This window comes from Devosia sp., assembly GCF_017744655.1.
In the GTDB taxonomy this organism is placed as follows: Bacteria; Pseudomonadota; Alphaproteobacteria; order Rhizobiales; family Devosiaceae; genus Devosia.
Map to the genome: position 1 here is coordinate 139,899 of NZ_JAGIAW010000009.1, position 26,447 is coordinate 166,345.

The 26,447-nt window shown below is 60.9% G+C and carries 24 protein-coding genes; 10 read left to right on the forward strand and 14 right to left on the reverse strand.

All coding sequences use genetic code 11. The annotated features are described in order from the left end of the window. Window positions 1-92: 92 nt before the first annotated feature. On the forward strand, window positions 93-2,417 hold the full coding sequence (locus J7557_RS17020) for a membrane-bound PQQ-dependent dehydrogenase, glucose/quinate/shikimate family (protein ID WP_291421239.1): 2,325 nt from the start codon (window positions 93-95) through the stop codon (window positions 2,415-2,417). A gap of 370 nt (window positions 2,418-2,787) precedes the next feature. On the opposite strand, the gene J7557_RS17025 is transcribed toward J7557_RS17020, so the two are convergent. The 3 genes from J7557_RS17025 to lepA all read right to left on the reverse strand — a co-directional run bounded on the left by J7557_RS17025 (window position 2,788) and on the right by lepA (window position 8,784). Next, window positions 2,788-3,309 carry a hypothetical protein gene (locus tag J7557_RS17025; protein WP_291421240.1) on the reverse strand — a complete coding sequence of 174 codons (522 nt, stop codon included), beginning with the start codon at window positions 3,307-3,309 and terminating at the stop codon, window positions 2,788-2,790. 76 nt (window positions 3,310-3,385) lie between these two features. After that, window positions 3,386-6,805 (reverse strand): P-loop NTPase fold protein, encoded by a 3,420-nt coding sequence (locus J7557_RS17030; RefSeq protein WP_291421241.1) that lies wholly within the window; start codon window positions 6,803-6,805, stop codon window positions 3,386-3,388. A 173-nt stretch (window positions 6,806-6,978) separates the two neighbouring features. Beyond that, the gene (lepA, locus tag J7557_RS17035) at window positions 6,979-8,784 is read right to left on the reverse strand and encodes a translation elongation factor 4 (RefSeq protein ID WP_291421242.1); all 1,806 of its coding nucleotides are present in this window, start codon (window positions 8,782-8,784) and stop codon (window positions 6,979-6,981) included. Window positions 8,785-8,876: 92 nt separating this feature from the next. Between lepA and J7557_RS17040 the strand changes: the two genes are divergently transcribed. Continuing rightward, complete coding sequence (locus J7557_RS17040; RefSeq protein ID WP_291421243.1) at window positions 8,877-9,737, forward strand: extensin family protein; 861 nt, start codon at window positions 8,877-8,879, stop codon at window positions 9,735-9,737. A gap of 2 nt (window positions 9,738-9,739) precedes the next feature. Here J7557_RS17040 and J7557_RS17045 read toward each other — a convergent pair whose 3' ends face one another. Both J7557_RS17045 and J7557_RS17050 read right to left on the reverse strand, forming a co-directional pair. Then, entirely contained in the window at window positions 9,740-10,138 is a 399-nt protein-coding gene (locus tag J7557_RS17045) for a hypothetical protein (protein ID WP_291421244.1), read from the reverse strand. A 57-nt stretch (window positions 10,139-10,195) separates the two neighbouring features. Then, window positions 10,196-10,342, reverse strand: coding sequence for a hypothetical protein (locus J7557_RS17050; protein ID WP_291421245.1), 147 nt, complete (start codon window positions 10,340-10,342; stop codon window positions 10,196-10,198). A 112-nt stretch (window positions 10,343-10,454) separates the two neighbouring features. Between J7557_RS17050 and J7557_RS17055 the strand changes: the two genes are divergently transcribed. Together J7557_RS17055 and J7557_RS17060 are read left to right on the forward strand one after the other, a co-directional pair. After that, the gene (locus J7557_RS17055) at window positions 10,455-11,375 is read left to right on the forward strand and encodes a LysR substrate-binding domain-containing protein (protein WP_291421246.1); all 921 of its coding nucleotides are present in this window, start codon (window positions 10,455-10,457) and stop codon (window positions 11,373-11,375) included. 38 nt (window positions 11,376-11,413) lie between these two features. Next, the gene (locus J7557_RS17060) at window positions 11,414-12,667 is read left to right on the forward strand and encodes an FAD-binding oxidoreductase (RefSeq protein ID WP_291421247.1); all 1,254 of its coding nucleotides are present in this window, start codon (window positions 11,414-11,416) and stop codon (window positions 12,665-12,667) included. A gap of 143 nt (window positions 12,668-12,810) precedes the next feature. On the opposite strand, the gene J7557_RS17065 is transcribed toward J7557_RS17060, so the two are convergent. Then, window positions 12,811-13,050, reverse strand: coding sequence for a hypothetical protein (locus J7557_RS17065; protein ID WP_291421248.1), 240 nt, complete (start codon window positions 13,048-13,050; stop codon window positions 12,811-12,813). A 168-nt stretch (window positions 13,051-13,218) separates the two neighbouring features. On the opposite strand from J7557_RS17065, the gene mbfA reads away from it, so the two are divergent. Further along, window positions 13,219-14,199, forward strand: coding sequence for an iron exporter MbfA (mbfA, locus tag J7557_RS17070; RefSeq protein WP_291421249.1), 981 nt, complete (start codon window positions 13,219-13,221; stop codon window positions 14,197-14,199). Window positions 14,200-14,323: 124 nt separating this feature from the next. Here mbfA and J7557_RS17075 read toward each other — a convergent pair whose 3' ends face one another. The 3 genes from J7557_RS17075 to J7557_RS17085 form a co-directional block, all read right to left on the reverse strand. Then, on the reverse strand, window positions 14,324-15,937 hold the full coding sequence (locus tag J7557_RS17075) for a GMC family oxidoreductase (RefSeq protein WP_291421250.1): 1,614 nt from the start codon (window positions 15,935-15,937) through the stop codon (window positions 14,324-14,326). Window positions 15,938-15,959: 22 nt separating this feature from the next. Next, window positions 15,960-16,889, reverse strand: coding sequence for a LysR family transcriptional regulator (locus J7557_RS17080; RefSeq protein WP_291421251.1), 930 nt, complete (start codon window positions 16,887-16,889; stop codon window positions 15,960-15,962). Window positions 16,890-16,977: 88 nt separating this feature from the next. Further along, the gene (locus J7557_RS17085) at window positions 16,978-18,018 is read right to left on the reverse strand and encodes a rhodanese-related sulfurtransferase (protein ID WP_291421252.1); all 1,041 of its coding nucleotides are present in this window, start codon (window positions 18,016-18,018) and stop codon (window positions 16,978-16,980) included. Between the two features lie 71 nt (window positions 18,019-18,089). Between J7557_RS17085 and J7557_RS17090 the strand changes: the two genes are divergently transcribed. Continuing rightward, window positions 18,090-19,130 carry an aldo/keto reductase gene (locus J7557_RS17090; RefSeq protein ID WP_291421253.1) on the forward strand — a complete coding sequence of 347 codons (1,041 nt, stop codon included), beginning with the start codon at window positions 18,090-18,092 and terminating at the stop codon, window positions 19,128-19,130. A gap of 146 nt (window positions 19,131-19,276) precedes the next feature. On the opposite strand, the gene J7557_RS17095 is transcribed toward J7557_RS17090, so the two are convergent. Beyond that, window positions 19,277-20,167, reverse strand: coding sequence for an NAD(P)/FAD-dependent oxidoreductase (locus J7557_RS17095; protein ID WP_291421254.1), 891 nt, complete (start codon window positions 20,165-20,167; stop codon window positions 19,277-19,279). Between the two features lie 123 nt (window positions 20,168-20,290). On the opposite strand from J7557_RS17095, the gene J7557_RS17100 reads away from it, so the two are divergent. Further along, window positions 20,291-20,890: a hypothetical protein gene (locus tag J7557_RS17100; protein ID WP_291421255.1), complete on the forward strand. Its 600-nt coding sequence runs from the start codon at window positions 20,291-20,293 to the stop codon at window positions 20,888-20,890. Here the strand turns inward: J7557_RS17100 and J7557_RS17105 are convergent. Then, window positions 20,884-21,291 (reverse strand): VOC family protein, encoded by a 408-nt coding sequence (locus J7557_RS17105; protein WP_291421256.1) that lies wholly within the window; start codon window positions 21,289-21,291, stop codon window positions 20,884-20,886. The genes J7557_RS17100 and J7557_RS17105 overlap by 7 nt on opposite strands. A 73-nt stretch (window positions 21,292-21,364) precedes the next feature. Between J7557_RS17105 and J7557_RS17110 the strand changes: the two genes are divergently transcribed. Next, window positions 21,365-21,949 carry a TetR/AcrR family transcriptional regulator gene (locus tag J7557_RS17110; protein WP_291421257.1) on the forward strand — a complete coding sequence of 195 codons (585 nt, stop codon included), beginning with the start codon at window positions 21,365-21,367 and terminating at the stop codon, window positions 21,947-21,949. Here J7557_RS17110 and J7557_RS17115 read toward each other — a convergent pair. Next, window positions 21,938-22,975, reverse strand: coding sequence for a DUF2793 domain-containing protein (locus J7557_RS17115; protein ID WP_291421258.1), 1,038 nt, complete (start codon window positions 22,973-22,975; stop codon window positions 21,938-21,940). The genes J7557_RS17110 and J7557_RS17115 overlap by 12 nt on opposite strands. A 141-nt stretch (window positions 22,976-23,116) precedes the next feature. Between J7557_RS17115 and J7557_RS17120 the strand changes: the two genes are divergently transcribed. Continuing rightward, window positions 23,117-23,995, forward strand: coding sequence for a glycosyltransferase family 8 protein (locus tag J7557_RS17120; RefSeq protein ID WP_291421259.1), 879 nt, complete (start codon window positions 23,117-23,119; stop codon window positions 23,993-23,995). Between the two features lie 82 nt (window positions 23,996-24,077). Next, window positions 24,078-24,950 carry a glycosyltransferase family 8 protein gene (locus J7557_RS17125; RefSeq protein WP_291421260.1) on the forward strand — a complete coding sequence of 291 codons (873 nt, stop codon included), beginning with the start codon at window positions 24,078-24,080 and terminating at the stop codon, window positions 24,948-24,950. Here J7557_RS17125 and J7557_RS17130 read toward each other — a convergent pair. Both J7557_RS17130 and J7557_RS17135 read right to left on the reverse strand, forming a co-directional pair. Continuing rightward, window positions 24,947-25,756 carry a glycosyltransferase gene (locus J7557_RS17130; protein WP_291421261.1) on the reverse strand — a complete coding sequence of 270 codons (810 nt, stop codon included), beginning with the start codon at window positions 25,754-25,756 and terminating at the stop codon, window positions 24,947-24,949. The genes J7557_RS17125 and J7557_RS17130 overlap by 4 nt on opposite strands. A 62-nt stretch (window positions 25,757-25,818) precedes the next feature. After that, window positions 25,819-26,403, reverse strand: coding sequence for an NAD(P)H-dependent oxidoreductase (locus J7557_RS17135; protein WP_291421262.1), 585 nt, complete (start codon window positions 26,401-26,403; stop codon window positions 25,819-25,821). Window positions 26,404-26,447: the final 44 nt, after the last annotated feature.

Sequence of the window (26,447 nt, forward strand, 5' to 3'; positions counted from 1 at the left end):
CATGCCGGGGCTGCGATAAGCTGATCCGGCAGGCGGCATAGGCCTTCTCGGCCAAGCGTCACTCTCGGCCGTCCTTTTGAAACAGGTGATTCATGAAACTGCTGGCGCGGTTATACGCCATTGTCCTTGCGCTGATCGGCGTGGGGCTGGCGGGTGGTGGCCTATGGCTGATTACACTCGGAGGCTCGGCCTATTACGCCATTGTCGGCGTGGTCTATCTTATTGCGGCGCTGCTGATGCTGCGTGACAAGGCGCTTGGCGGGCAGCTCGTGCTCCTCGTCGCCGTGCTGACCGTGCCCTGGGCCATCTGGGAAGCCGGATTTGAATTCTGGCCGCTCTTTGCCCGCCTCATGGCGCCGCTGGCGCTGGCCGGTTTCGCGCTCCTCTTCACGCCCGCTGTCGCAAAGCCTGCCAAGAGCGGCGCCTATTATGGCGGTGCGGCCCTTGCCGCCGTGCTCTTTGCCGTCGGTTTTGCCTTCGCCTTCCAGCCGCAGGGCGTCATTCGCCCCTCCGCCGGCATTCCGGCCTATCAGCCGGCTGCCGGCGACAACACGCCGGCCAATTGGACTTCCTATGGTCGCACCACGGCGGGCCTGCGCTATTCGCCCTTTGACCAGATCAACCGCGACAATGTGAAAGACCTTGATGTCGCCTGGACCTATCGTACGGGTCGCGGCGATATCGGGCTTGACCAGAACACGCCGCTGCAGATCGACAACCTCGTTTATTCCTGCACCACGTCCAACGTCATCATCGCCCTCGACGGCGACAGCGGCGAAGAGGTCTGGAAATTCGATCCCAAGGCCAGCGGCCCCTTCTGGCAGCGCTGCCGTGGCCTCGGTTACTTCGAACTCCCCGTCGACCAGCAGGCCGATGGCCAGCTCTGCAATACGCGCCTGATCATGACCACCATGGACGCGCGCCTCTTTGCCATCGACGCCAAGACCGGCGTTGTCTGCCCCGATTTCGGCACCAATGGCGCCGTGTCGCTGGGCGAAAACATGGGCGAGATCATCCCCGGCTTCTACTTCCAGACCTCGGCTCCGCTTGTCGCGCGCGACAAGATCGTGGTCGGCGGCTGGGTGGTCGATAACCAGATGGTCGGCGAACCCTCGGGCGTCATCCGCGCCTTCAACGCCGTCACCGGCGAACTCGACTGGGCCTGGGATCTCGGCAACCCTGCCATCACCAAGCTGCCCCCGCCGGGTGAAACCTATACCCGCGGCACGCCCAATATGTGGTCCACGGCCGCCTATGACGACAAGCTGGGCCTGATCTATGCCCCGCTCGGCAATACCACGCCGGACTACTTTGGCGGCAATCGCCCGGCCTTCTCGGACGAATACAACGCGAGTCTCGTCGCCCTCGACATCAACACCGGCCGCGAACGCTGGAAGTTCCGCACCGTCAACCACGACATCTGGGACTATGACCTGCCGAGCCAACCGGCCCTGCTCGATCTGCCCGATGGCAATGGCGGCACTGTTGCGGCCGTGCTGCAGACCACCAAGCGCGGCCAGCTCTTCCTTCTTAATCGTGCGACCGGCGAGCCGCTGGCCGATGTCGAGGAAAAGCCCGTGCCCCAGACCGGGCATGTGCCGGAAGAATATCTCGCCCCCACCCAGCCCTATTCGGTCGGCATGCCCACGATCGGGGCGGAACACCTGACCGAAGCCAAGATGTGGGGGCTGACCATGTTCGACCAGCTCATGTGCCGCATCGCCTTCAAGGAGCTGCGCTACGAGGGTGACTTCACCCCCATCGGGCTCGACTACGTGATCTCGCAGCCGGGCAATATCGGCGGCCTCAACTGGGGTTCGGTCTCGGTCGACATCCCCAATAACCGCGTCTTCGTCAACGACGTCCGCGCCCCGAGCAAGTTCGCCCTCGTGCCGCGCGACGACTACGAAGCCTTCGCCGAAAGCGTCCATGCCGACGATACGGGCCACGGCCCCTCGCCCCAGCATGGCACGCCCTATGGCATGGCCACCGAAATGTGGGTCTCCCCGCTCGGCGTGCCCTGCGTCAACCCGCCCTTCGGCACTGTCACCGCGATCGACATGAACACCCGCCAGATCGCCTGGCAGGTGCCCGCCGGTACCGCCGAACAGCTCGGGCCGCTGGGGATCAAGACCAGGCTCCCCATGCCCATGGGCCTGCCGACCTATGCCGGCACCTCGGCCACGGCTGGTGGCCTCGTCTTCTTCGCTGGCTACCAGGACTATTACATCCGCGCCTACGACGCCGAAAACGGCAACGAAGTGTGGAAGTACCCGCTCCCGGTCGGCTCGAGCGCCACGCCGATGACCTATGTTTCCCCCGAAACGGGCAAGCAATATGTGGTCATTTCCGTCGGTGGCGCGCCCTATTCGGAAGACAAGGGCGACTACGTCATGGCCTTCGCCCTGCCCAACTGACTTTTTGGGCTTTTACGCCTCAGCCCCTTCCCGCCTCGCGTGGGGAGGGGTTTCTTTTGGCCGTACCCAGCACAAAACCCCGGCCGGCGTCACCGCCTCCGGTTGGGGAGCAGAGATAGGCAGACCCCGAGGTGGCATTTGCTCCTTGGGACTATTTTAGACGGGGCAAAAGCCACCCCGGGGGCCGGGTTTTTGGACGACATCCACAGCGCCTCTTGATCGCTCGTCGCGAGGGACCGATGCCCGAACCCGCTTTCCCATGCGAACGGGACCGCGACCGGCACACCCCGCTCAGTTCGCATGCAGACCTGCCCGTGCGAGGTGATGGGTTTTAATCTAAACTCCTGCCGGGGACCGGGGATAAGTTTTTTCAGAGCGAATTTTCGTCGGCCGGCGGCCCCAGCCGCGCCGCGCGCCCGGCGGCAAAGCCGGCTTCATAAATCCGGCTTTCCTTGGCATTCATCAGTTTGACGAGCGCCGCGCGCATATCGCGGCCTTTTGACGTCTTGAGCTCGAAGGGCGGCACTTCGGCGCGCAGCCGCGCCACCGGCAAGGTCGGGCCGCCCACGCGCCACACCCGGCAATTCGCCTTGCCATCCCAAAAGGCATGGCGATTTTCAAAATCCTCCAGCGCCGCCAGCACCTGGCCCAATTGCACCGCGAGCCCGGCGAAATTTTGCGCCGCGACCGGCAGCCGATCGGCCGGCTTTTTGAGAAACGGCCGGCAATCGCAGATCAACCCTTCCACCGTGGCCCGCTCGATATTTCCCACCGGCGCCTCCGGCTTTTTGGCGGCGATGGCGCAAATGTCCTTGTGGAGGGCGGAGAGACGGAGCCAGAGGGATTCGTGGCGTTCGGCGAGGAAGTGGGAGATTTGAGAAGGGGTGGGCATGCATGTCTCCTGCCAAATGGACGGCCCAGCCTACAATGCCAACCAAGGGCGCGGATAACTTTGCTGATTTTCCCCTCTAGCCGCGTATCTTTAGCTCTCGGGGAAGCAAATCTTTGACCTTGCGAAGAGCTCGCTTGATGTCCCCTTCGACACCAGACGTAACTCGGAGTTTCTCGTTAATTCGTGCCCTAAATTCTGAGGTGGCCGGTGACGGAGAAATAAATTCATCCCGATTACTGCGGATAACTTTCTCAATCCAATTGATGTATTGAGTAGTTGGGGATGATATGATTCGTTTGAAGCTATTATTCAAAATATCTGTAGAATTTGAAGTTGACATGTCGATCATATAGTCGCCGGCAATGTCAATGATGGCTTTTATTCTATCGGTATCGTTTGTCGAATTCGCGACTTCCCATAACTTCGCGGACATATTTTTTCGGATATTATCTGGCAATAATGGTACTGCCATAGAAATATTAGGGGCAATGTGTCTAATGTTTTCGGCTAAACTTTCGGTCCGAAGTGTTTCAATAATTGCGTCGGAAAGACTGACACCAACTGATACTCGGTATCCGCCTGATTTTATCTTTTCGGCTATTTTTAGTTTGACGCTGTTGGGCGCCGATATTGCGCGTCGCCATTCGTCTCCGGAAAGATTTTTTAGGTATCGTTGAAGGTGGGTTCTCAGCGGTCTGCTGGCAAGGCCTATTTGGGTTCTCAAAAGCCAGTAGATCGGTAGCTCAGCGGACTCTTCAACAGGTGCCTTGGCGAAGTTGGTTACCAAGTCATCTATACCACCCATATTTCTAAGCAACTTGTCCGCTTTTTCAGCGGGCAAGTACTCAGCCAGAAAAGGGGCCCATAGCAACAGTTGGTCTCTGCTTGGGAAAAACGAATAGTTTTCGTCGGTGATCCTCTCAATGATCCGGGATCCAACGGCAAACAGCATGGGGTTTGCGCTGATATTGCTAAGGGCCACGCGCCCCATATAAGTTCGCCGAATATATTCAGATGCCCCGGTGATCACGGGGTCGCTCGCTTCAACCGCCGAAAGCGTGGGAGTGATTACACTTTCAATCTGCCTGCCGCGAGCATCAAAGCCGACGGGCGCGGTGGTTGGGGCGAACATGATTATTAATGCCAGCGCGGCTGCCTTGGCCTCATCGCCGCTCCCTGCACTTACTACTGCAGCATTCAAGGTTCCACTTATTGCTGCTTCGGATATTCCTGCCTTCGCAACGGTGGACTGCGCTGCGGCAGCAATCGATAGCAGAAGGACCATGTTTTGTGTGGGGTCTGGTCTCTGATCGCCAAGTCTAGCCAAAACGAATTTTGCCAAATCATTCCATGGCAACTTCCAGTTCAACGACACTATTGTTCTGACGAAATCTACAGGATTTCGGGGGCCATCGTCCGTTCCTGGCCAGTTGACTATTGCGTCTATGGTAAGATTGGCGTCCGACCTCGGCTCTAAGCCTTGGGCCAAGGCCCCGGGCGCCGAAGACAACTCGTCAAGGACGCGAACGGTGAACCATGCTGAGATCGGAAGAGCTACGATACGATACCGTGAGCCAGCAATCTCGTGGAACCGCCGTTGCAATCTGGCCCAAGACGTCGCGTTCGCCACGCGTCTGTCGAAAATTTCGAAGCTTTCTGTGTCTTGACGTGGTCGAGTTGCGACGTCTCCAACCCACCTAGTTTCCAGCCCCGACCGAAGCGTTTCAAACAGAATACCTTGTTGATCAAAACTCAGTCGATCATGCAGCGCACCAAAACCCTCTAGCTCGGCGTCGCCCACCTCGCCAATCCTGTCCACCCCCAACAGTTCGCCGGCTAAGGCGGACCATGTTGACTTCATGGTGAGATCGTCAGCGATTTCTAGCCGCGAGAGCATGCGGGCTTTCGCAAAAATGCTCGCCGCAGTCGCGCTTCCGACGTCGGTAATGATGTTTTCAAGGACGTCTACAAAGCCGGACTGAGAGGACAGCAGTTGCAACTGCTCAAGCTCTCCGTCTTCAACAGCGGCGCGGATTGGTGCCGACAAAATTACTTGAGCGGCAACATCAAGATCGACGCCAAAGTGCACTGCCGCGAGTTGCTGCACCAAGTCTGGTGTGCGTGGTAAAAGTGAACGCTGATAGTTGCTTAGCTGGTCGTGCGGAGCAAACCCATCCTGCGCAATCTTCTCCCGAACCAGCAAGTAGGCTGCTTGAATTTCGAGTGGAATTTCCCCGCTTTGAACGCGAGAAAGCGCAACTAGTTGGTTAATGAAAAGCTTCATTTCCCGAGGGGTCTTGCGGGTAGCGCGCGCGTCGCCAGCTCGCCCAACGGTATGCCCTTCAGATCTGTGTCGATCAAAAAGATTGCGCACCTTTTCCAATGTCTGCCCGTCGTGTTCGGGAAAGGCTAGCTTCAGGTGGGCGAGAAGGAAACGTCGCGAGTCGACTTGTATTGGGGGAGGAACGATCAGAGAAAGATCGAAACTTTTATCAATGAATGATTGATACTCCGACCGCGCTGAATCTGATGCGTTGGGGGCAAATACCTTCTCAATGGCCAACGGCGAGAACGGCACCAGCAGCCACACTCGATCGGCGACTCCGTTATGTTGCCAACCGGTGCGGTCGAAAAATGACTGCATTGTCGCCCAAAACGCCCGCGCCTCTTCTTTGTCGAGACGGTCGAGGTTGTCGACCACCACAAGCAGGCGCTTGTCATGGCCGAGTACTAGCTCACACAGCTTCAGAAAAGCAGTGCGGAACTGGTGTATCGAATCCGCAGCGTCTGTTTTCCAGTAGTGCTGAACTTCCCCCTCTGTTTTTTGCAGGAATATCGAAGATATTTTGATATCATCGAGCTCCTTTTGACTTTCAGCTCCGAATAGCCATTTACTGGCAGAGAGTGGTAGCATTTCCTTAAGGTAATACAACAACGTAGCCACTATTAGCGGTGCGAATACCGCTCCTAGAGCTAGGGTGTTCCACCACGCCTCGAATGCTTCGGGCCAGCCGCCGGGGTATGCACCGAAAAGTCTCAAGCCCGGAGGAACAACCAGCAGAGAGAAGATGAGTATCTTCCCGTGTCTTCGCAGAATGGCTTGCTTGGTGGTCGTTGTAGACTCGTGCTTGTCCCAAATATCCTTGCGGATGGCTTCCCGTTGGGCCTCATTTAGCAAGGTATCGAACCTTGTACGCATAGAGTCTAGGAAGGCACGCCGGAGGCCATCCCCTTCGTGCGCCCATGCGTCATAAAGAAATGTTTCGACCTTCGATCCGCCGTCGGAGTCGTTATCTTGCAACGCCGCCCGCAGCATCCGAACGACGCTGGATTTTCCGCTGCCCCAGTCACCCAAGAGAGCGATCGAATGTGGAACATAAGAGTCCGCTGCTCTTGCTCGGACTAATTGCTCGAGTTCTAGAGCGAGCTTTTTGTGTGGTCCAAATTCGTCATTCTCAACCGGCAAGTCCGGAAGTAGATGTGTAGTCTTCTGCATAGCGTTCCCCCACAGCTAAACTCTGGAGAAACAGTCTGTACGTCAACCGCTAGTTGAGCTGTTGCGTACACGACGGTCTGCTTTTCTCGGGGCTATCGGGCTGCTGCCGATAAGTCCAAAACCTTGCAGCACGGCCGAATGATATTTTCTTGCCTAGAGGCCGTGGTGTTTGACTACTCGTCGCCCATCTTCAGCGCCTTGATAAACGCTTCCTGCGGGATGTTCACATTCCCGTACTGACGCATCTTGGCTTTGCCCTTTTTCTGCTTGTCCAAGAGCTTGCGTTTACGCGTCGCGTCGCCGCCATAGCACTTCGCCGTCACGTCCTTGCGCATCGCGCGCACAGTTTCGCGGGCAATGATCTTGCCGCCGATGGCGGCCTGGATCGGGATGACGAACAGATGCGGCGGGATCAGCTCCTTGAGCTTTTCGCACATCAGGCGGCCGCGCGATTCGGCGACGGACCTATGCACCAGCATGGAGAGCGCGTCGACCGGTTCGGCATTGACCAGGATCGAGAGCTTCACCAGATCGCCCTCGCGATGGGTATCGAGGTGATAATCGAAACTCGCATAGCCCTTCGAGATCGATTTTAGGCGATCGTAGAAGTCAAAGACCACTTCATTGAGCGGCAGGTCATATTCGACCATGGCGCGATTGCCGACATAGGAAAGGTTGTTCTGGATGCCGCGGCGGTCCTGGCAGAGTTTTAGGATCGCGCCGAGATATTCGTCGGGCGTCAGGATGGTCGCCTTGATCCAGGGCTCGCGGATTTCCTCGATCTTCATCACATCCGGCAGGTCGGCCGGATTGTGCAGCATGATCGTCTCGCCATTGGTCATCTGGACCTCGTAGACCACCGAAGGGGCGGTGGCGATGAGATCGAGATCGAACTCGCGGGAGAGGCGCTCCTGGATGATTTCGAGGTGGAGGAGCCCGAGGAAGCCGCAGCGGAAGCCGAAGCCGAGCGCAGCAGACGTTTCCATTTCGAAGGAGAAGCTGGCGTCGTTGAGGCGCAGCTTGCCCATGGCGGCGCGCAGCTCGTCGAAGTCCGACGCATCGACCGGGAAGAGGCCGCAGAACACCACAGGCTGGGCCGGACGGAAGTCGGGCAGCGGGGTTTCGGTCGGCTTGCGATCATCGGTGATGGTATCGCCGACATTGGTATCGGCGACTTCCTTGATCGAGGCGGTGAAGACGCCGAGTTCGCCGGGGGTCAGTTCCTTGACTTCCACCAGTTTCGGGGTCTGCACGGCGACGCGATCGAGCTCGTAGACGGCGCCTGAGGCCATCATGCGGATGCGCTGGCCCTTCTTCATCACGCCATCCATGATGCGGACGAGAACGACGACGCCCAGATACGTATCGTACCAGCTATCGACGAGCAGGGCTTTTAGCGGCGCATTGATGTCGCCCTTGGGGGCGGGGAGGCGCTGGACGATGGCTTCGAGCACGGTGTCGATGCCCAGGCCGGTCTTGGCCGAGATTTCGAGCGCGTCGGATGCGTCGATGCCGATGACGTCCTCGATCTGCTGTTTGACGCGCGGAATATCGGCTGCGGGCAGGTCGACCTTGTTGAGGACGGGGACGATCTCGTGGTTGGCATCGAGCGCGTGATAGACATTGGCGAGGGTCTGCGCCTCGACGCCCTGGGAGGCGTCGACGACGAGGAGCGAGCCTTCGACGGCGGCCATGGAGCGGCTGACTTCATAGGCGAAGTCGACGTGTCCGGGCGTGTCGATGAGGTTGAGAACGTAGTTCTCGCCGTCCTGCGCCTTGTAGTTGAGGCGCACGGTCTGCGCCTTGATGGTGATGCCGCGCTCGCGCTCGATATCCATCGAGTCGAGGACCTGTTCCTTCATCTCGCGCAGGTCGAGGCCACCGGTCATCTGGATGAGGCGGTCGGCGAGCGTGGATTTGCCATGGTCGATGTGAGCGACGATGGAGAAATTGCGGATATTTTTAAGCGGCGTGGTCATTCGCGCCTGATAGCAGAAGGCGGGGAGCGGAGAAAGATGGTTTCCGTGGGGTAAACGGCAACGTTTATGCATGGGCGCGCGTTTGCAGCGACATGGCTTTTCCCCTTCGCGCATTCGCCGCTCTTTTGGTGCTCGCTCCGGTCTCCGTCCCGGCGCAGGATTTTTTCAAACCCCTCGAGGATTTTGTCGAGGATCTGGTGCCGCAAAGGGCCCAGGCGACGAAGCCCGTGCCCAAAGCGGCAGAGGTAAAGGAAGCGGCTGAGACGCCGCCGCCTTTGCCAAAACCGCGGCCGGAAGGTTTGGGTGAGGAGGAGCCGGAAGCGCCAGTTGCGCCGGAAGCAGCGCCAGCTCCCGAACCGGCGCCTCCCGCCGAAGAAGTAGTTGACGATGATCGAATTTACCAGACAGCCTGCCCGGCGGTGATTTCAGGGGCCGTGGTCGCAAAAATGCTGCCGCCGATTGCCGACGGCGTGTGCATGGCGCAATCGCCGCTCGAGGTTACGGGGTTGAACCTCAATGGCAAAACGGTCGAACTGACCAGCCCGATCCAGACCAACTGCGAAATGGCGACGGCGCTGGTGGATTGGGCTCAGGACGTCAACGCTTATGCCAAGGCGGCGCTCGATAGCGAACTCACGGCGCTGCAGACGGGCACGAGCTATATGTGCCGGGCCCGCGTTGGCGGGGCGGAGCAGTTCACCTCGGAACACGGTTTTGCCAATGCGATCGATGTGGTCGGTTTCACGCTGGCCGACGGCCGCAGCATTGCGGTGAAGGAGGACTGGCTACCGGCGACAACACCCGAGGCGAAGCTGCTCAGGCAATCACATGGCGCGGCATGCGGGAAATTTACGACCGTGCTCGGCCCCGAGGCCAATGCCGATCACGAAGATCATCTGCATCTCGACCTCGGGTGTCATGGGCAGACCTGCACGGCGCAGATCTGTGAATAGACTTATGTGCCAGAATAGACGGCGATGACGGCGTCGGTCTGCTGGCGATCGGCGCTGCCTTCGGCGCAGTCGATGCCGGCTTTTTCGACATCAGCCTTCACGGTCTCATAGGCCTTTACCGCAGTGTCACCTTCGAGATGAAATTCGCTTTCGAGCTGACGGCGATGGGCGGCCATCGCCGTCACGCCGGGCTCGGCTACGGTGATGTTGCACAGTTCGATCGTGGCCTGGGTGGCATAGAGGCCGGTAAGAAGCTGGCCCTGCTTTGGCATGGCGTCGACGACGGCACCGGGGTCAACGGTGATGGTCGGCGCCGCTTCTGGCGCGGGCGTGGCTTCCTGTGCCAGCGGAGCGGCAATGGTCAGGGCGAGAACGGAAAGGGCGAGAGCGAAGCGTGGCACGTCGGCACTCCATGCGGGTGACAAAAGTTTCCCGCCATTCTCAGCCCGATTATGGCTTCAGCACGGCGTGCAATCGGCCTTGGGGTGATGCGGGGGCAGGTCAGCCCAATCCCTGACGGTCAGGGTCGGTTCCATCGGCGACGGCATGGCGGGGGCGCTGAGCCAGGCGATAACAAGGCGCAAAAACTCGTTCAGGCGGGACATGATCGTCTCCTGTTCGCTAACATTGCGGGGCGGCGTGAAGTGCCCTCACCCTGCGCTCGATACCCCCTTCGCCGCAATGGACAAGGTTTTTGGCTCGGTATAGAAAATCTATATGAGCAGTCCCTTTCCCATTCCGCTCAATGCTCTACGGGCGATCGAGATCGTGGCGCGGGCCGGTGCGCTGGCCCCGGCTGCCGAGGAACTGGGCGTGACCGTGGGCGCGGTCAGCCAGCATCTGCGGCGGGCCGAGGAGCGGCTGGGAATGGAGCTCTTTGCGCGCACGCCCCAGGGGCTCAAACCCGTCCCGGAACTCATTGAAATCTTGCCGCAGCTTTCTGCTGGTTTCGCCTCCCTGCGCGATGGGCTGGCGACGCTGACCGGCGCGCATGAAGGCGTGCTCAATGTTACCGTCGGCAGTGTGTTCGCCTCGCGCTGGCTGATCTGGCGGGTCAACAAATTCTCTTCACGTCATCCGGGGCTCGAGGTGCGGCTGACAGTGACCAGCGCCATGCTGGACCTGACGCGGCCGGATCTTGATTGCGGCATTCGCTTTGGCGATGGCCATTGGCCGGGCGTGTCCCTCAGCCTGATCGGCGGGCAGGAATTTCAGCCCGTCTGCGCGCCCGAATTTTTGCGGCGTTTCCCCGATATGTCCGACCTTACAAAAATTCCCGTGATCGCGGACCAGACGAGCATGCTCGATTGGCCGGTCTGGCTTGGCGCCGCCGGGTTCGATCCCGGCATGAAGCTTTCTGGGCCCGTCTATTCCGATGCGTCGCTGGCTTTCGATGCGGCCATTTCCGGCCAGGGCATTCTGCTGGCGGCCGACATGATGAGTGCCGATGCGGTATGCGACGGGCGGCTGGTGCGGCCCTTTGAAAAGCCGGTGCAGGGCGCGCATGGCTACTATCTCGCCACCGCCAGGGGTCGGCGCGAATCCAAAAAGCTAAAACTGTTTCGTGACTGGCTGGCCGAAGAAGTGCCGGCCAGCGCCAGAGGCTATCTGTTCCAGTCCCAGCCGGACGCCAGCTAGGCGCGCTGCGGGGCCGGAAATTCGTCAAGGAGGCGAATATGCAAGACGTCCTGATCCTTGGAGCCGGCATTGTCGGCATTTCTACCGGGATCCATCTGCTCAAGCGCGGGCGCAGCGTTACCCTGGTCGACAAGAACCAGCCCGGCCACGAAACCTCCTATGGCAATGCCGGTATCATCCAGCGCGAAGGGGTGCGGCCGCACGCTTTTCCGCGTGATCTGCATACGCTGATGCAGGTGGGGCTGCATCTCTCGACCGCTGCGCGCTATGAACCGATGGCTTTGCCGCGCCTCGCGCCGCCCCTGCTGAAATATTGGTGGGCCTCCTCGCCCGAACACTATCGGCAGGTGGTGCAAAGCTATGCGCCGCTGATTGCCCGCTCTATCGACACCCATGCCGAACTGATCGCGGAGGCAGGGCCGGATGCTGAAAAGCTGATCTCCAAAAAGGGCTGGTACCTGGTGTTCCGCACGCTCGAAAAGCTGCAGCGCGAGGCGGCCAAGGCGGAAGAGGATCGGGCACGATTCAATATCCATCACGAGGTAGTGGACTGGGCCGGATTGAAGGCGCTGGAGCCGAGCCTGATCGGTGGTCTCGCCGGTGGCATTCACTGGACCGATCCCTGGACCGTCACCGATCCGGGCGGGCTGGTGACGCAATATTTCAAGCTCTTTGAAAAGCTCGGCGGCACCTTCGTGTCGGGTGAAGCCTCGGGGCTGACGCAGGACGGGTCGAACTGGCAGACGCGCGTTGGCGGCACGCTCCATAGCGCCAAGCAGGCCGTAATCGCGCTCGGGCCATGGGCACCGGAAGTGCTCGACAAACTGGGCTATCGCCTGCCGCTTTTCGTCAAGCGCGGCTATCACATGCACTACAAACCAGCTGAAGGCGCGGCGCTCAATCACCTGCTGCTCGATGCCGAAGTGGGCTATGTGCTGGCGCCCATGGTGCGCGGCATTCGTCTGACGACGGGCGCGGAATTTAACCTCCGCGATGCGGCGCCGACCCCGGTGCAGCTCGGCAAGGCGGAAGCCGCGGCCAAGGAAGTGTTCCCGCTGGGCGAACGCGTCGATCCGCAACCGTGGAAAGGGGCGCGGCCTTGTACGCCGGACATGATGCCGATCATTTCCAGGGCGCCGAAGCATGATGGGCTTTATGCCGGGATTGGGCATGCCCATCACGGTTTCACGCTGGGTCCGGCAACGGGCGAGCTATTGGCGCAGATGATGACCGGCGAAGCGACGGCGATCGATGTGAAGCCGTTCCGGATGGGGAGATTTCTCGGGCATTGAGAGTGGCGGAAGGCCCCCTCACCCGCCGCTGTGCGGCGACCTCTCCCCCAGAGGGAGAGGTGTCGCTCCGCGACTTTGGCACCCTCCCACCTCTCCCTTCGGGGGAGAGGTCGGCCCGTAGGGCCGGGTGAGGGGGCCTTACCCTAACCCAGCGCCACCACTGCAATCACCCCGCAGACAAAACCAATCGCGACGAGCAGGGCGACGTTGAGTGCCCTGCCTCTGCCCGGCCTCGCAAAGGGCAACGGCGTCTTGCCCTTCTCCCGTGGCGCGCCCGCCCTGAGCCGCTCAGGCGCGCCCCATTTCAGCCGGCGGAACGCATAGACGTTCGAGCGCCGTCTCTGGGCTTCGAGCGTTGCGTGATCTGGCTTGTCGCTGGACATGGTCATTCCCGGTTGAGCCAAGGCAGATGGGGATGCGCCGGCCCCATCACAATGGCAGAGCCGGCAAAGCGGGAAAGAACGTTAACGTCGCAGCGTGAAATGCCTCTTGCTCACAAATTAGAATGGTTCTAAACATTTATTGGAACCATTCTAATCTATGAGGCGGGCATGTTTACCCTCTGGCCGGACAATAGACGCGATTTCGCGACGCTTTCGGAACGTGAAATCCTGTCTCTGGCGATTGCTGCCGAGGAAGAGGACGGGGGCATCTATTCGGAACTGGCAACGCGGCTCGGCGAGACCTATCCCGGAACGGCGGCGCTGCTCGAAGCCATGGCCGCGGAAGAAGATGACCATCGTCGGCGGCTGCTCGATATCTATGTCGATCGGTTCGGCAAGCGCCTGGTGCCGATCCGCCGCGAACATGTGCGCGGCTTTCTCAATCGCAAGCCGGTGTGGCTGCTCAAGACGTTGACGCTCGAACAGGCGCGCCAGCAGGTCTGGGAAATGGAGGAGAGCGCCTACCATTTCTATATCGAGGCGGCAAAGCAGGCCAATGACGTTGGCATCCGCAAGCTGCTCGGCGATCTCGCCCGGGCCGAGCGCGGCCATGCGGCGACGGCCACCAAACTCGACGAAAAGCTGCTCGGTCAGGAAGGCCATGATACCGAGAAGGACGAGGCGCATCGCCAGTTCCTCCTCACCTATGTGCAGCCGGGCCTTGCCGGACTGATGGATGGTTCTGTCTCGACGCTGGCCCCCGTCTTTGCTGCTGCCTTCGCCACGGGCGATACGCACCAGACTTTTCTGGTCGGTCTCGCCGCCGCGGTGGGTGCAGGCATTTCCATGGGCTTTACCGAAGCCGCCTCGGACGATGGCAAGCTGACTGGGCGTGGTTCGCCGATCAAGCGCGGTTTTGCCGCCGGGATCATGACCGCGGTGGGTGGGCTTGGGCATGCGCTGCCCTATCTGATCCACGATTTCTGGACGGCGACCTTCATTGCCGGCGTGGTGGTTCTGCTCGAACTCTGGGCGATTGCCTTCATCCAGAAGCGTTATATGCAGACCCCGTTCTGGCGGGCGGTGCTGCAGGTGGTGTTCGGTGGCGCGCTGGTTTTTGCTGCGGGTGTGTTTATCGGCATGGCTTAGGGTTTGTGGGTTTAACTCCACCTAGCCTCCCCCTGGTAGGGGGAGGGGATCTGCCGGTGGCTCACCGTCATCAAGACAAACTCGATGCGTTCCTCCCCCTACCAGGGGGAGGCTAGGTGGGGGTCTACCGCCCGGCCAATAAACTCGCCGCCTTCGACCCAATCGCCATGGCCGGGGCATTGGTGTTCCCCGAAACAATCTGCGGCATGATTGAGCAATCGATCACGCGCAGGCCGTCGATCCCCCGCACCTTCAGTTCCGCATCGACGACGGCCGTCGGATCATCATCGCGCCCCATGCGCAGCGTGCCGACGGGGTGGTAGTTGGTTTTGACGGTTTGCCCACAATAGCGGTTGAGCGCTTCGGGATCGTCCATCACGGCCTGGCCGGGCAGCAGTTCGGTATCGATCTTGTCCGCCAATGGCGCTGATTTCAGCAGTTTTCGCGCTTCGTGGAGGGCCGCGATGGTCAGGCGGAGATCGTCGGGATGCCCGAAGAAATTGCAATCGACCACCGGTTGATCCTCTGGATTGGCCGAGCGCAGGGTGACGCTGCCGCGCGCCTTGGGGCGGAGGAGGCAGGAGGTGAAGGTGACGCCATAGGTGGGCTTGGCCGCCGAGACGTCGCGGTCGAGATAGACGATGGGTGCGCAGTAGAGCTGGATGGTCGGGCGGCTGCCGCCATCGGGGTCGAAGAACAGGCAGGCCTCGATGCCGGTCGTGGTGACGGGACCCGAATTGGTGAGGAGATATTGGAGGCCGTTGCGGATCATGTTCCAGCCGCGGTCCTGCCCAAAATAGCCGGACTTGCCCTTGGTGGTGGCGATGACGGGGACCTCGTGATGGTCCTGCAAATTCTGGCCGACACCGGCAATGTCGGCGACGACATCGATCCCGTGCTGGCGCAGGTGCTCGGCAGGGCCGATGCCGGACAGCATCATCAGCTTGGCGCTATTATAGGTGCCGGCGCCGACCAGCACTTCGCGTTCGGCGCGGACGGTGTGGCTCTCGCTATCCCGAGTGTAGGCGACGCCGGTGGCGCGGCCATTTTCGACCAGAATGCGCTCGACGCGGGCGCCGGAAATGATGGTCAGCTTGCCGTCTGATTTCAGCGGATCGAGGAAGGCTTTTATCGCGTCCGAGCGCTCCTTGTAGCGGCCCCATTGCCCATAAGTGTGCTGCATGATGCCGACGCCGAACTGGGTCGCACCGTTGAAATCGGGATTGGCTTTGTGGCCGAGGGCCTGTGCCGCAGCGATGAAATCGTGGGTCGTCTGCGTCGTATAGCCGGGGTCGGAGACGCGGAGGGGCCCTCGACTGCCGTGGAAGCTGTCGTGGAGACGCGCATTGTCTTCCACGGCCTTGAAGTGGGGTAGTATGGCATCATAGGACCAGCTCGGGTCATTGCCGAGGCTTTGGGCCCAGCCGTCATAGTCCTCCTTCTGGCCGCGCATATAGACCATGGCATTGACCGAGGAGCCACCGCCCAGAACCTTGGCCACCGGCACGATGGGTGCGCGGCCGCCGAGCTGGGGCTGCGGCACGGTCTTGTGCATTTCAAGGAACGTGTCCTGGCCCAGATATTTCATATAACCGGCGGGCATCGCCATGATGCGATTGGTGCGGGCGCGGCCGCGCTCCAGCATCAGGACGGAAAAGCCGAACTCTTTCACAAGGCGCCAGGCCGTGACCGAGGCGGCCGAGCCGCCGCCAGCAATGATGAAGTCATATGGGGGCATAATATCTCCTCTTGCGAGGAGATTAGGTGGGGGAAAGCAGGTCTTCTAGTCGGCTATCGAGGATTGTGCCAACTCGCGCACATTCGACGGCAATTTCCCGGATGAAATCGACCAGCATCGGCCGCTCCAGTGCTGCGAGCGAACGCACCACCATGGCGGTATCGCGATGGAGGGGCTCCACATCGGCCGGCAGGATTTCGACGAGGCGCCCGGCGGCGATGTCGTCGGCCACAGCCGAATTAACGAAAAAGCCGATACCTTCGCCCTTGATGGCTAGGCGTCGTGCCGGCCCGGTGGGCAGTTCGACGCTGGTGGGCGCCCGCCGGGTCAGCGCGGTGGAAGCTTCGGGCGCCACCTGCCACCAGATCAGCGAAATGACGCGCGGTACGAGCGCCAGCACTTCTTCGATCTCGGGCGTGGTGCTGAGCTTTGCCGCCTTGTCGGCGGAAATGACGAGAGGTACGCGCTCGCGCATCGTAAGAAGCGGCACGAGATCGACGGCGAGCGGTTCGAGATTGGGCCAGCAGAGGATGCCCAGCTCGGATTCGCGCTCATGCAGCATTTCGGCGATCTGCGCCTGCCGGCCCTCGTTCACCACCACATCGACCGCCGGATACTTTTCCTGAAAGCGCAGGAGGCTTTCGGTGATGAGCGGGGAGACTAGACTGCGAAGCGACGCTATGGCGATGCGGCCGCGCTCGACTCGGCGTAGCGCTTCGCGCGCCTCCTGCGCCGTACCGATGATGCGGCGGGCAAAGGGCAGGAAGGTCATGCCCTGGTCGGTGAGAGTTACCGTGCGGCCGCGCACGAAGAGGGTAACGCCCAACAGTTGTTCCAGCGCCCGCATCCGCATTGAGGCGGTGGCCTGGGTAATGTTCAGATAGGCCGCCGCCTTGGTAAAACTCTGCTCGCGAACGATGCGGTCAAAAGTGCGAAGCTGATCGAGGTCCATTGGATTGGCTTATGCAAGAGCGGTCAATAAGCCGGAATATGGTCTGTCACATAGAACATGTCTATGCGTTGAATGGCGCAGATGACGCTCAGTCGTCGGTATTGCGCGCCCGGGATTCCTCGGCCAAAGCTTGCTTCCGCGCCTTGGCTTTTGCGGCGATTTCAGCCACGGCGTCGCCGAGATGCGCCGTGCCCCGCTTTTTGGCGAGGTCCATCTGCTTCTGCCGCTCGGCTGCCGCTTCGTGCTTGGCCGTGTCGTCTGCGCAATAGGGGCAGGAGAGGCCTTCGGCGAAGTCTTTGTGCTGGCGGTCGGCTTCGGTCAGCGGATGGCGGCAGGCGCGGCAGAGGGTGGCGTCGCCGAGTTCGAGGCCATGGCCGACCGAGACGCGCTCGTCGAACACAAAGCATTCGCCGGCAAAGCGGCTTTCTTCCTTGGGGGTCACCTCAAGATATTTCAGAATGCCGCCCTTGAGGTGAAACACTTCCTCAAAGCCTTGGCTCAACAGGTAGGACGAGGCCTTTTCGCAGCGGATGCCGCCGGTGCAGAACATGGCGACCTTCTTGTCCCGCGCGGGGTCGAGGTTCTTGGCGACATAATCCTTGAACTCGACAAAGCTTGCGGTTTTCGGATCGAGCGCGCGCTGGAAGGTTCCCAAGCCGACTTCGTAGTCGTTGCGGGTATCGACCAGCACCACATCGTTGCGGTCGATCAGCTCGTTCCAGTCCTCGGGTTCGACATAGGTGCCGACCTGTTTGGAGGGATCGGCCTCGGGCGCGCGCAGGGTGACGATTTCGGGCTTGAGCCGGACCTTCATGCGCAGGAACGGCGCGGTGTCGGCGAAGGAATATTTGGTCTCGGCGCCGAGGAGGCGCATGCCGAAGGGGCCGGAGACAAACAGGAAATCACTGAGCGCGTCGATCGCGTCGGGCGTGCCGGCCACGGTGCCGTTGATGCCCTCGGGGGCAAGGATGAGCGTGCCCTTGATGCCGGACGCGCAGCAGAAGGCGGCGAGCGGCGTTTTCAGCGCTTCGGCATCGGGCAGCGAGGCGAATTTGTAGATCGCCATCACCTTGTATGGATGATTGTCCTGTTGCACAGTAGTGGCAGATTTCGGGTTGAGCGCGGTCATGGCGCGCTCATACCACTGGCCGGGCCCGACGTCACGGGCGGCCGCAAGCAAGACATCGGGAGGACTATTCTATGACCTATCGGGCGGATAACGCACGCTATGACACCATGCACTATCGCCGCTCCGGCCGCTCGGGCCTGAAATTGCCGGTGCTCAGCCTCGGCCTCTGGCAGAATTTTGGCGGCACGCGCGACTATCCCGGCGCCATGGAAATCCTCGGCTATGCCTTCGATAGGGGTATTACCCATTTCGATCTCGCCAACAACTATGGGCCGCCGGCTGGCTCGTCCGAAGAGCTGTTTGGCCAGGTGATGGCGCGCGATTTCAGGCCCTATCGCGACGAGATGATCATTTCGACCAAGGCGGGCTACAATATGTGGCCGGGTCCCTATGGCGAATTCGGCAGCCGCAAGTATCTGCTAGCGAGCCTCGACCAGAGCCTCAAACGCCTCGGGCTCGACTATGTCGACATTTTTTATTCCCATCGCTTCGATCCCGAAACGCCGCTCGAGGAAACCATGGGCGCGCTGGCCCATGCGGTGAAATCGGGCAAGGCGCTCTATGTCGGTGTCTCCTCCTATCCCGAAAAGGAAACGCGCGAGGCGCACCGGATTCTCAAGGAAATGGGCGTCGCGACGACCATTCATCAGCCGAGCTATTCGGTGCTCAATCGCTGGATCGAGAATGACCACACGATCGACACCTGTGGCGAGCTGGGCATTGGCGTGATCGCCTTTTCGCCGCTGGCGCAGGGGGTGCTTTCGGGCAAATATTCGTCTGGCGGCGACAAGGCCGGCACGCGCGGCGCCAATCCCAATGGCTCGCTGCGCGCCAGCCATGTCGAGCCGCGCGTGCTCGAGGCGGTGGACAAGCTGGGGGTGATTGCCCGGAATCGCGGCCAATCGCTGGTGCAGCTGGCGCTCGCCTGGGTGCTGCGGCGCCAGGAGGTCACTTCGGCACTGATCGGCGTGCGCACGCTGGAGCAGCTCAAGGATAATCTCGGCGTCATCGACAATTTGGAACTGAGCGCCGAGGAGATTGCGGCGATCGATGAGGCCACGAAGGATGGGCAGATGGAACTGCATCCCCGCCCGCAAGGATGGTTGCGGTAGGGCTTAAGACAAGGCCCCCTCACCCGCCAGCTATGCCGTCGACCTCTCCCCCTAGGGAGAGGTGTCGCTCCGCGACATTGGCACCCACCCACCTCTCCTTTTGGGGGAGAGGTCGGCCCGCAGGGCCGGGTGAGGGGGCCTTCGGCTCAAACCATCATCGACTGCAGCACACCCATGGCCGCCATCGAGCCCGTATTGCTGGCAAAAGTCACCGAATGCATGCCTGTGACCAAGTCGCCGGCGGCAAAGATGCCAGGGCGCGAGGTCAACTGCATCTCGCCGACTGCGAGCATGATGCCGGTTGGGGTGTCCTTGGTCTCGAGCCCAAGCTGCAGGTGCAGGTCTGCCGAGGGCCGATTGCGCGGATGAGCGTAAAGGGCTTCGAGCGCGATATTGGCGCCGTCTTCCATGGTGATGCCGGAAATGCGCCCCGCTTCGTGCTGGATGGACGCCAGCTTGCCGTCGACAATTTTCACGCCGCGCTTTTCAAGCTTGCTGCGCTCCTCCTCGATGATGTCGTTGCCATCGAGGATCAGCGTGATGTCATCGGTCCAATTGGCATAGAGCACCGGACCATGGAGGGACATGGGCGAAGAATAGAGCAGCCCCCAGCGCGTACCCGCCACTTCATAGCCGTGGCAGAAGGGACAGTGGATGACCGTATTGCCCCAGCTTTCGGCAAAGCCGGGGATCGAGGGAAACTCATCGACAATGCCATAGCTGAGGATAATTCGGCGGCCCGGGATCGTCTCGCCTTCGGCAGTGGTGACGACAAAATTGTCCGGTTCGCCCGAAATGCCCACGGCCTTGCCGCTGACCAGCTTTACCGTCGGGTACTGCGCGATCTGCGCCCTGGCTGCGGTCAGCAGGTCGCCCGGCGGGGTGCCGTCATGCCCGAAAATATTGTGAGCGTGTGAGGCATAGCGATTCCGGTTGAGGCCGGTATCAAGCACGGTGACCTGGCGACGGGCGCGGCCGAGCTGCATGGCAGCGGTGAGGCCGGCAAAGCTGCCGCCGATGATGATGACATCCTGCATGAAAGATCTCCGTTCGTCGCAATGGTAGGTGCAATGTAATAACATAACACAAATGTCAAGCGAGGTTTCGCTCCCCGATTGTTTGACCTAGAGTGCGGGCGGACAGCCCTTGGGAGGGAGAATATGCGTCGTCTCGTAGCTTGCCTTGTTATTGGCCTCATTGGGATTTCGCCGGCTCTGGCCTTTGATGACGGAACCCAAAGCGTGCTGGATCGGATGAAGGTCGGCAAGCTCGTGCCCATCACCGAGATCGCCACGCTGATGCGCCATTCCGAGCGCTGGTGCTATGCCGAGGACGAGGGTAGCTGCTCATGGTCGGACATTTATCTCGACGTGACCGAGACGGGCGCGACCTATGAAATCGGCAATGCCTGGGACGCCGACCGCGATGTGATCTTTACCGATCATGGCACGTTCGAGGAGGGCCGCTATATCTGCGAGACGGGCTATGACTGGGTGCCGACGCTGCGCGCCGTCAACCGGGCCGATGGCTCGGCCATCAATGGCCGCCCGCTCTGGGACCTGAAGACCGAAATCGGCGAGGGCCGCAGCGAGGGCGTGGACTGCTTCGACTATGTGCTGAAGGGCTCGGATGCGGAGGCCGAGACGATTACCCTCTTGCAGCGGCAATTTACCGATGGCGTCACCGACACGAGCAATGACGTGACGGTGACGCTGCATTTTAACGCGGCAAGTGCAGCGGCGTTGACCTGGTATTACTGACCGCCCTGCGCGGCGAGCCAGGTCGGATCGGGATCGATCGGCGTGATGACGTCGAGCAGCACGCCATTGGGGTCGGCGGCAATGAAATGGCGCTGGCCGAAAACTTCGTCGCGGAGAGGCTGGGCGATCCTTATGCCCTTTTTTGCAAAGCGCTCGGCCTCGGCCGCCGCATCGGCCACTTCAAAGCTGAGGATCAGACCGGAGGTCGGCCGGCGGCCTTCGGGCGGGATGGTTTCGTGGTCATGGGCGATCACGGCCAATTCCTGCGATCCGCTGGGCGCGCGCAGATGCATGTACCAATCGCTGGCAAAAACCTCGGTAAAGCCAAAAGTGTCTTTGTAGAAGGCAGCGGTGGCGGCGACATCCTTGACCTGCAAGAGCGGATAATAGGCTGAGAACATCGGTCTCTCCTTGCAAAAGTGATACTTTAGAAACATACTGACTGTACGTAACAATAACAAACACGGTGTATGTATGCAAGCGCAGAGAAGAACGCAGGAAGAGCGCCGCGATGCGACACGTCGTGCCCTGATCGCGGCGGCGCGTCGCCTTTTTGCCGACTTGGGCTATGGCGCCACCAATACGCCAGCCATTGCGGCCGAGGCCGGGGTGACGCGCGGCGCACTCTACCACCACTTTGCCGACAAGCAGGCGCTGTTTGAAGCGGTGGTCGAGGAAGAGCATGCCCTGCTCGCCCTCGCCATCAACACCGCCGCGGAAGCCGAGGATGAGCCCGGCCCCGTCCGCGCACTGATCGAAGGCGGCGACGCCTATCTCGCCGCCATGCAGGATCCCGGCCGCCGCCGCATCCTGCTCATCGATGCCCCTGCAGTGATGGAGCGCCAGAAGCTTGACGAGATAAATGCCCGCTTCGGCCTCAAGACGCTGATCGAAGGCGTCTCCGCCGCTATCGCAGCCGATGCCATCCGCGACCTGCCGGTCCTGCCGCTGGCCCAACTCCTCGACGCCCTTTTCGACCGCGCGGCGCAGGCGCCGGCCGAGGAGATGGCCGATTATCGCAAGACCATCAAGGCGTTGATCCGCGGCCTAAAGACCTGATTCCAGCTTTTTGACCCTTTGGGCCAGTGACTGAACTGCCGCAATGAGCGGGGCGATGAAACTGGAATAACGCAGGGCCTGCTGGCTATCGGCATCGCCGTCGTCGACGAAAACATGGCCGCCGAAATTGGCTGCGCCATGCGCCTTGGCTGTCGACAAGACCTCCTGCGCGAGGAGGCCATAGTGCACGCGCTCGTCCAAAACGCTGTCGCGCCAGCGGTAGCGCACCGGGTTCAGCGCCAGGATGAAATCGAGGCCGAGGTCAGTGGGAAAAATATCGGTCTTGAGGCGCTGATCCGAGGTCTGGATGGTGCCGGTGGCCGACCAGACGGCGCTCCAGCGCGCGCCGCTGGCGCCGAGCGTTTGCGCATTGTCGGCAATAGGCTTTACCGCGCCAGAGAAGCTGGCGCTGCCGTCGCTGGCGATCACGAGGGCATTGCTCCAGATGCTGCCATCGCTGCTGATTTTCAGGCGCCAGGCGTTGTCGGCGAGAAGGCCCATTTCGGCACGGCCCGACCAATTGCTCTGAAACAGGAGGCTCGCCGTATCGCCCGATGTCGCCTTGTTGAGCTTTAGCTGGTGCCCTGCCCCATCATGGCTGAACAGCGTCGCATCGGCCGCAATCGACAGGCGATTGGTGGTGTCAGCATCGGCATTGATCCCCAGTTGCGGCAGGCCGGCGCCGGTGGCGGCAATGGCGATCCAGCCCGTGCCGGAAAAGATCTGGAGTGTGCCGGTCGCCTTGTCGAAAACCTGCCAGCCCGGCGCGGGATCATAAAAGCGCCAGGCGCCGGACTGGAAGGCGGCGATTTCCTCGCCATGCCCGGCCCAGGCGCCGGTGGCCGTGGAGGGCACGATCCAGGCCTCGCCTCCGAGCGGCGAAGTTGGCGGGGTCGTAACAGTGCTCGCTTCGACGCTGGCCTGTACCAGCGCATCGAGCCGCATCAGGGCTTCGTTGTGGGTGATGTGTTTGAGCGCCTGCCCGGAGATGATCTGGGGTAGGCTGAGGCGGGGGGTGTCGTCCATGGGTCAGACAATCCTTGTTGAGAGATTGCCCCATTGTCCTCCCGTCCCTCGGGGGCGGGGATTAGCGGGATAAGTGCAAGACTCTTCCCTTTATGCGCCGAGCCTATATGAGAAGCCCCATAGATTGAGCCCGAGAGCGGAATGAGCGCACCCATCCACATCGTCCTCGCCTTTGACGACAACTTTTGGGCCCCGGCCTATACGGTCATGCGCTCGGTGTGCCTTTCGACCCATCGGCGCAAGGACCTGGTTTTCCACCTGCTCCACATGCCGATATCGGATGAGCATCGTTATGATCTCGAAGGCGTCGTGCGCGAGTTTGGCGCCACCCTCAAGTGGTACCCGGTGGCGGATTCGGCGCTGTTCGACTTCTTCGTAGCCGAACTACCCGCCTCGGCCCAATGGCCGAAAATCGTCTATGCCCGCATGCTGGTGGCCGATCTCCTGCCCAGCGATATTGAACGCGCCATCTATCTCGATTGCGACATGCTGGTGCGCGCGCCGATCGAAAACCTGTTCGAGATCGATCTCGAGGGGCGCCCGCTTGGCGCCGTACGCGATGCTCTCGCCCCCTTCATTGCGGCGGGGAAGGAGATGCGGCAGAAGCGGGACATTTTCGACCCCGCCGATCCCTATTTCAATTCCGGCATGCTGGTCATCGATCTCACCCAATGGCGCAGTATCAACATCAAGGCGGAGATCGCCGCCATTGCCGGCAGAGGGCTGATGGATCGGCTCTATTTCGACCAGGATATGCTCAATCTCGTTTTTCATGGGCGCTGGACGCCGCTGCCCTGGTTCTGGAACGTAGTCGATGCCCATCCGGTGCACGAACCGCTTGATGGCGCGATTCTGCACTATACGCTCAAGGGGAAACCCTGGTTTCTGCTTTCAGGCATTTTGCGCCGCGCCGCCTATGCCCGCTGGTATCGGCACGTGATGACCAACGATATCTTCTATCGCTTCGCCCGGCATCGCTGGAAACGATGGTGGAAGAAGACGCTCAGGCTGAGCCGCTAGCGCGCGACTTGACTGGGCCTGCCGCGCGTGAAAAGCCGTGACGGCTGGCTTTCAGCTCCAGATTTTCGCTTAGGGCCGACATATGGCGATGCATGTTGCACTGACGTTTGACGACAATTTCTGGGCCCCGGCCTATGCGACCATGCGTTCGGTGTGTCTCTTCTCCCATCGGCGGCAGGAGCTGGTTTTCCATCTCTGCCATCGCACGCTTACGGTCGAACATCGCGCCGATCTCGAGCGGATCAGGGAAGAGTTTCCGGTCGAACTGCGCTGGTACGATCTCGACCAGTCGGCAATGTTTCAGGACATCGCCAAACGCATGCCGGAGAACAAGCGCCTCTCCAATATCGTTTATGCACGGCTGATGATCGACCGCCTCGTTGCGCCCGATGTCGAGCGCATTCTCTATCTCGATTGCGACATGCTGGTGCGCGAGGACGTGGCGTTCTTTTTCAACCTCGACCTTGAGGGCAACTCCATCGCGGCGGTGCGCGATTCGATCGGAGCGCTCATCACCGGCCGGCGCGATCTCAAAGAGAACCGCGACATCTTTGACCCCGCCGACTATTATTTCAACGCCGGCATGGTGTTTATCGATATCGCCAAATGGCGCGAGGCCGACGTTATCGGCCGCATGGAAGAGGCCTATGCCAGCGGCATCATGCAGCGGATCTACTATGATCAGGACCTGCTCAACCTGGTCTTCAAGGGCAAGTGGCTAAAACTGCCCTGGCGCTGGAACGTCATCGATGCCCGCCACGCCCATGATGGCGTCGATCCGGCCATCCTCCACTATACTGCCGAGCGCAAACCCTGGGGCGTGCTGGCGGGCATGCTCCAGTCGGTGGCCTTTGCGCGCTTTTATCGCCACGTCATGACCAATGAACTCTTCTACCGCTTTGCGCGGCATCGCTGGAAGCGGTGGTGGCTGAAGAAGCTGCGCTTGGGGCGTTAAGCGGCCTTCGAGGGATCAATTCCCTCGTGGGCGCAGAGTTTTGCCAATGCACTCCCCGCCTCGGGCAGCGGCAGGCCGGCGCGGCCGCGGTCGGTCAACTGGCTGCGCCAGAGGTGGATGCCGAGGGTTTCGGGTTTTATCGCCGTGTCGAGGTCGGAGCCCGATTTCATCAATGCTGGAATGCCTTCATAGGGCACGGGGTAGAAGGTTGCCGAGGGCAGCACCCGCGCCGTGAGGCCGTGTTGCGCCACGAAATGGGTGAGGGCCATGGGGCCGGTGGCGCCATATTGCATATGTTCGGGGGTGACGCGCTCGCCGAACAGCCGGCGGATGGCGACTTCCACGCGGCGGAGCGGGGGCAGGTGCGGCTCGAGCAGCGGGCGCTGCTTTTCCTCGAAGACCGAAATCAAGTCGGCGAGCGGTGGAGCATCCGGCGCCATATAGAGTACGGCGCCATTGACCGAGCCCGGCCGTTCCCAGGCCATGAGGTAGTCGAAGGGGCCCGCCATGGGTTTCAGGCAATACATGTCGAGATCGGCATAGACACCGAGCCCGGCCTTTAGTGCCGCATAGCGGAAATGGTCGGAAAAGACGCCGGGCGTGCCGCGGCCCTTGTAAAAGACCAGCTTTTCCTGCGGCAGCACATTGGCCGCGTCGCGCCATTCAGCACCCGCAGGCAGGCCGGTGACGGGCTCGTAGGAATAGACCTCTATAAGGTGTCCCTGCCGGACGAAGGAGGTGATGCACAGAATTTCGAGCCAGCTCATCGGGCCGTGCCAGAAGCTGACAATGGTGGGCAGGGTCATGAGGCAATCCTTGTTCGGCGCGGCCTTAGCACGGGCGGCCAAGATGCCAAAGGGCTCTCATCCTAGTCGAGCGCGCCCAGCGCCTTTGCGATCTTGCCTTCGAAGCGTTCGAGACGTAGGGCGTCCACGTTCTCGGCCCCGTGGAGGGACAGCATCCTGAACTTTGCCTGCGGAGCGCAGGAGCCGACTATGGCCATTTTCAGCACCTTTTTTACCGGCTGGTGCATGACCAGCTTGTCAACCCACCAGGGCGAGCCAAGGGTCGTCACCACGGTGACGGATTTCAGCCCGGTCAGTTTCGGCTGGATCGGTGTGCCATGTTCATAGGCAAAGCCGGGAGTCCAAACGCGGTCCAACCAGCCCTTGAGCATGGCGGGCAGAGAAAACCACCAGGTGGGAAAGACGAGGACAAGATGCTCGGCGGCGCTAAGCCTTGCCTGCAGCGGCTCGATATCGGGCGGAACGATCAGGGTGGTGTATTGGGCGCGCCTTTCCTCCGCGCTCAGGGCGGGCGCAAAGCCATGGGCATAAAGGTCGAGCCGGTCGACCTCTTGCCCGGCTTCGATCAGCATCTGCGCGATACGGCCGCCCAGATGCGCATTGAGGCTGTCGGCAAGCGGATGGCACTGCACCAGGTGGATGCGCATGGGACCTCGGGAACGAAAAGCCGCCGCCTCCTCACGGAAGCGGC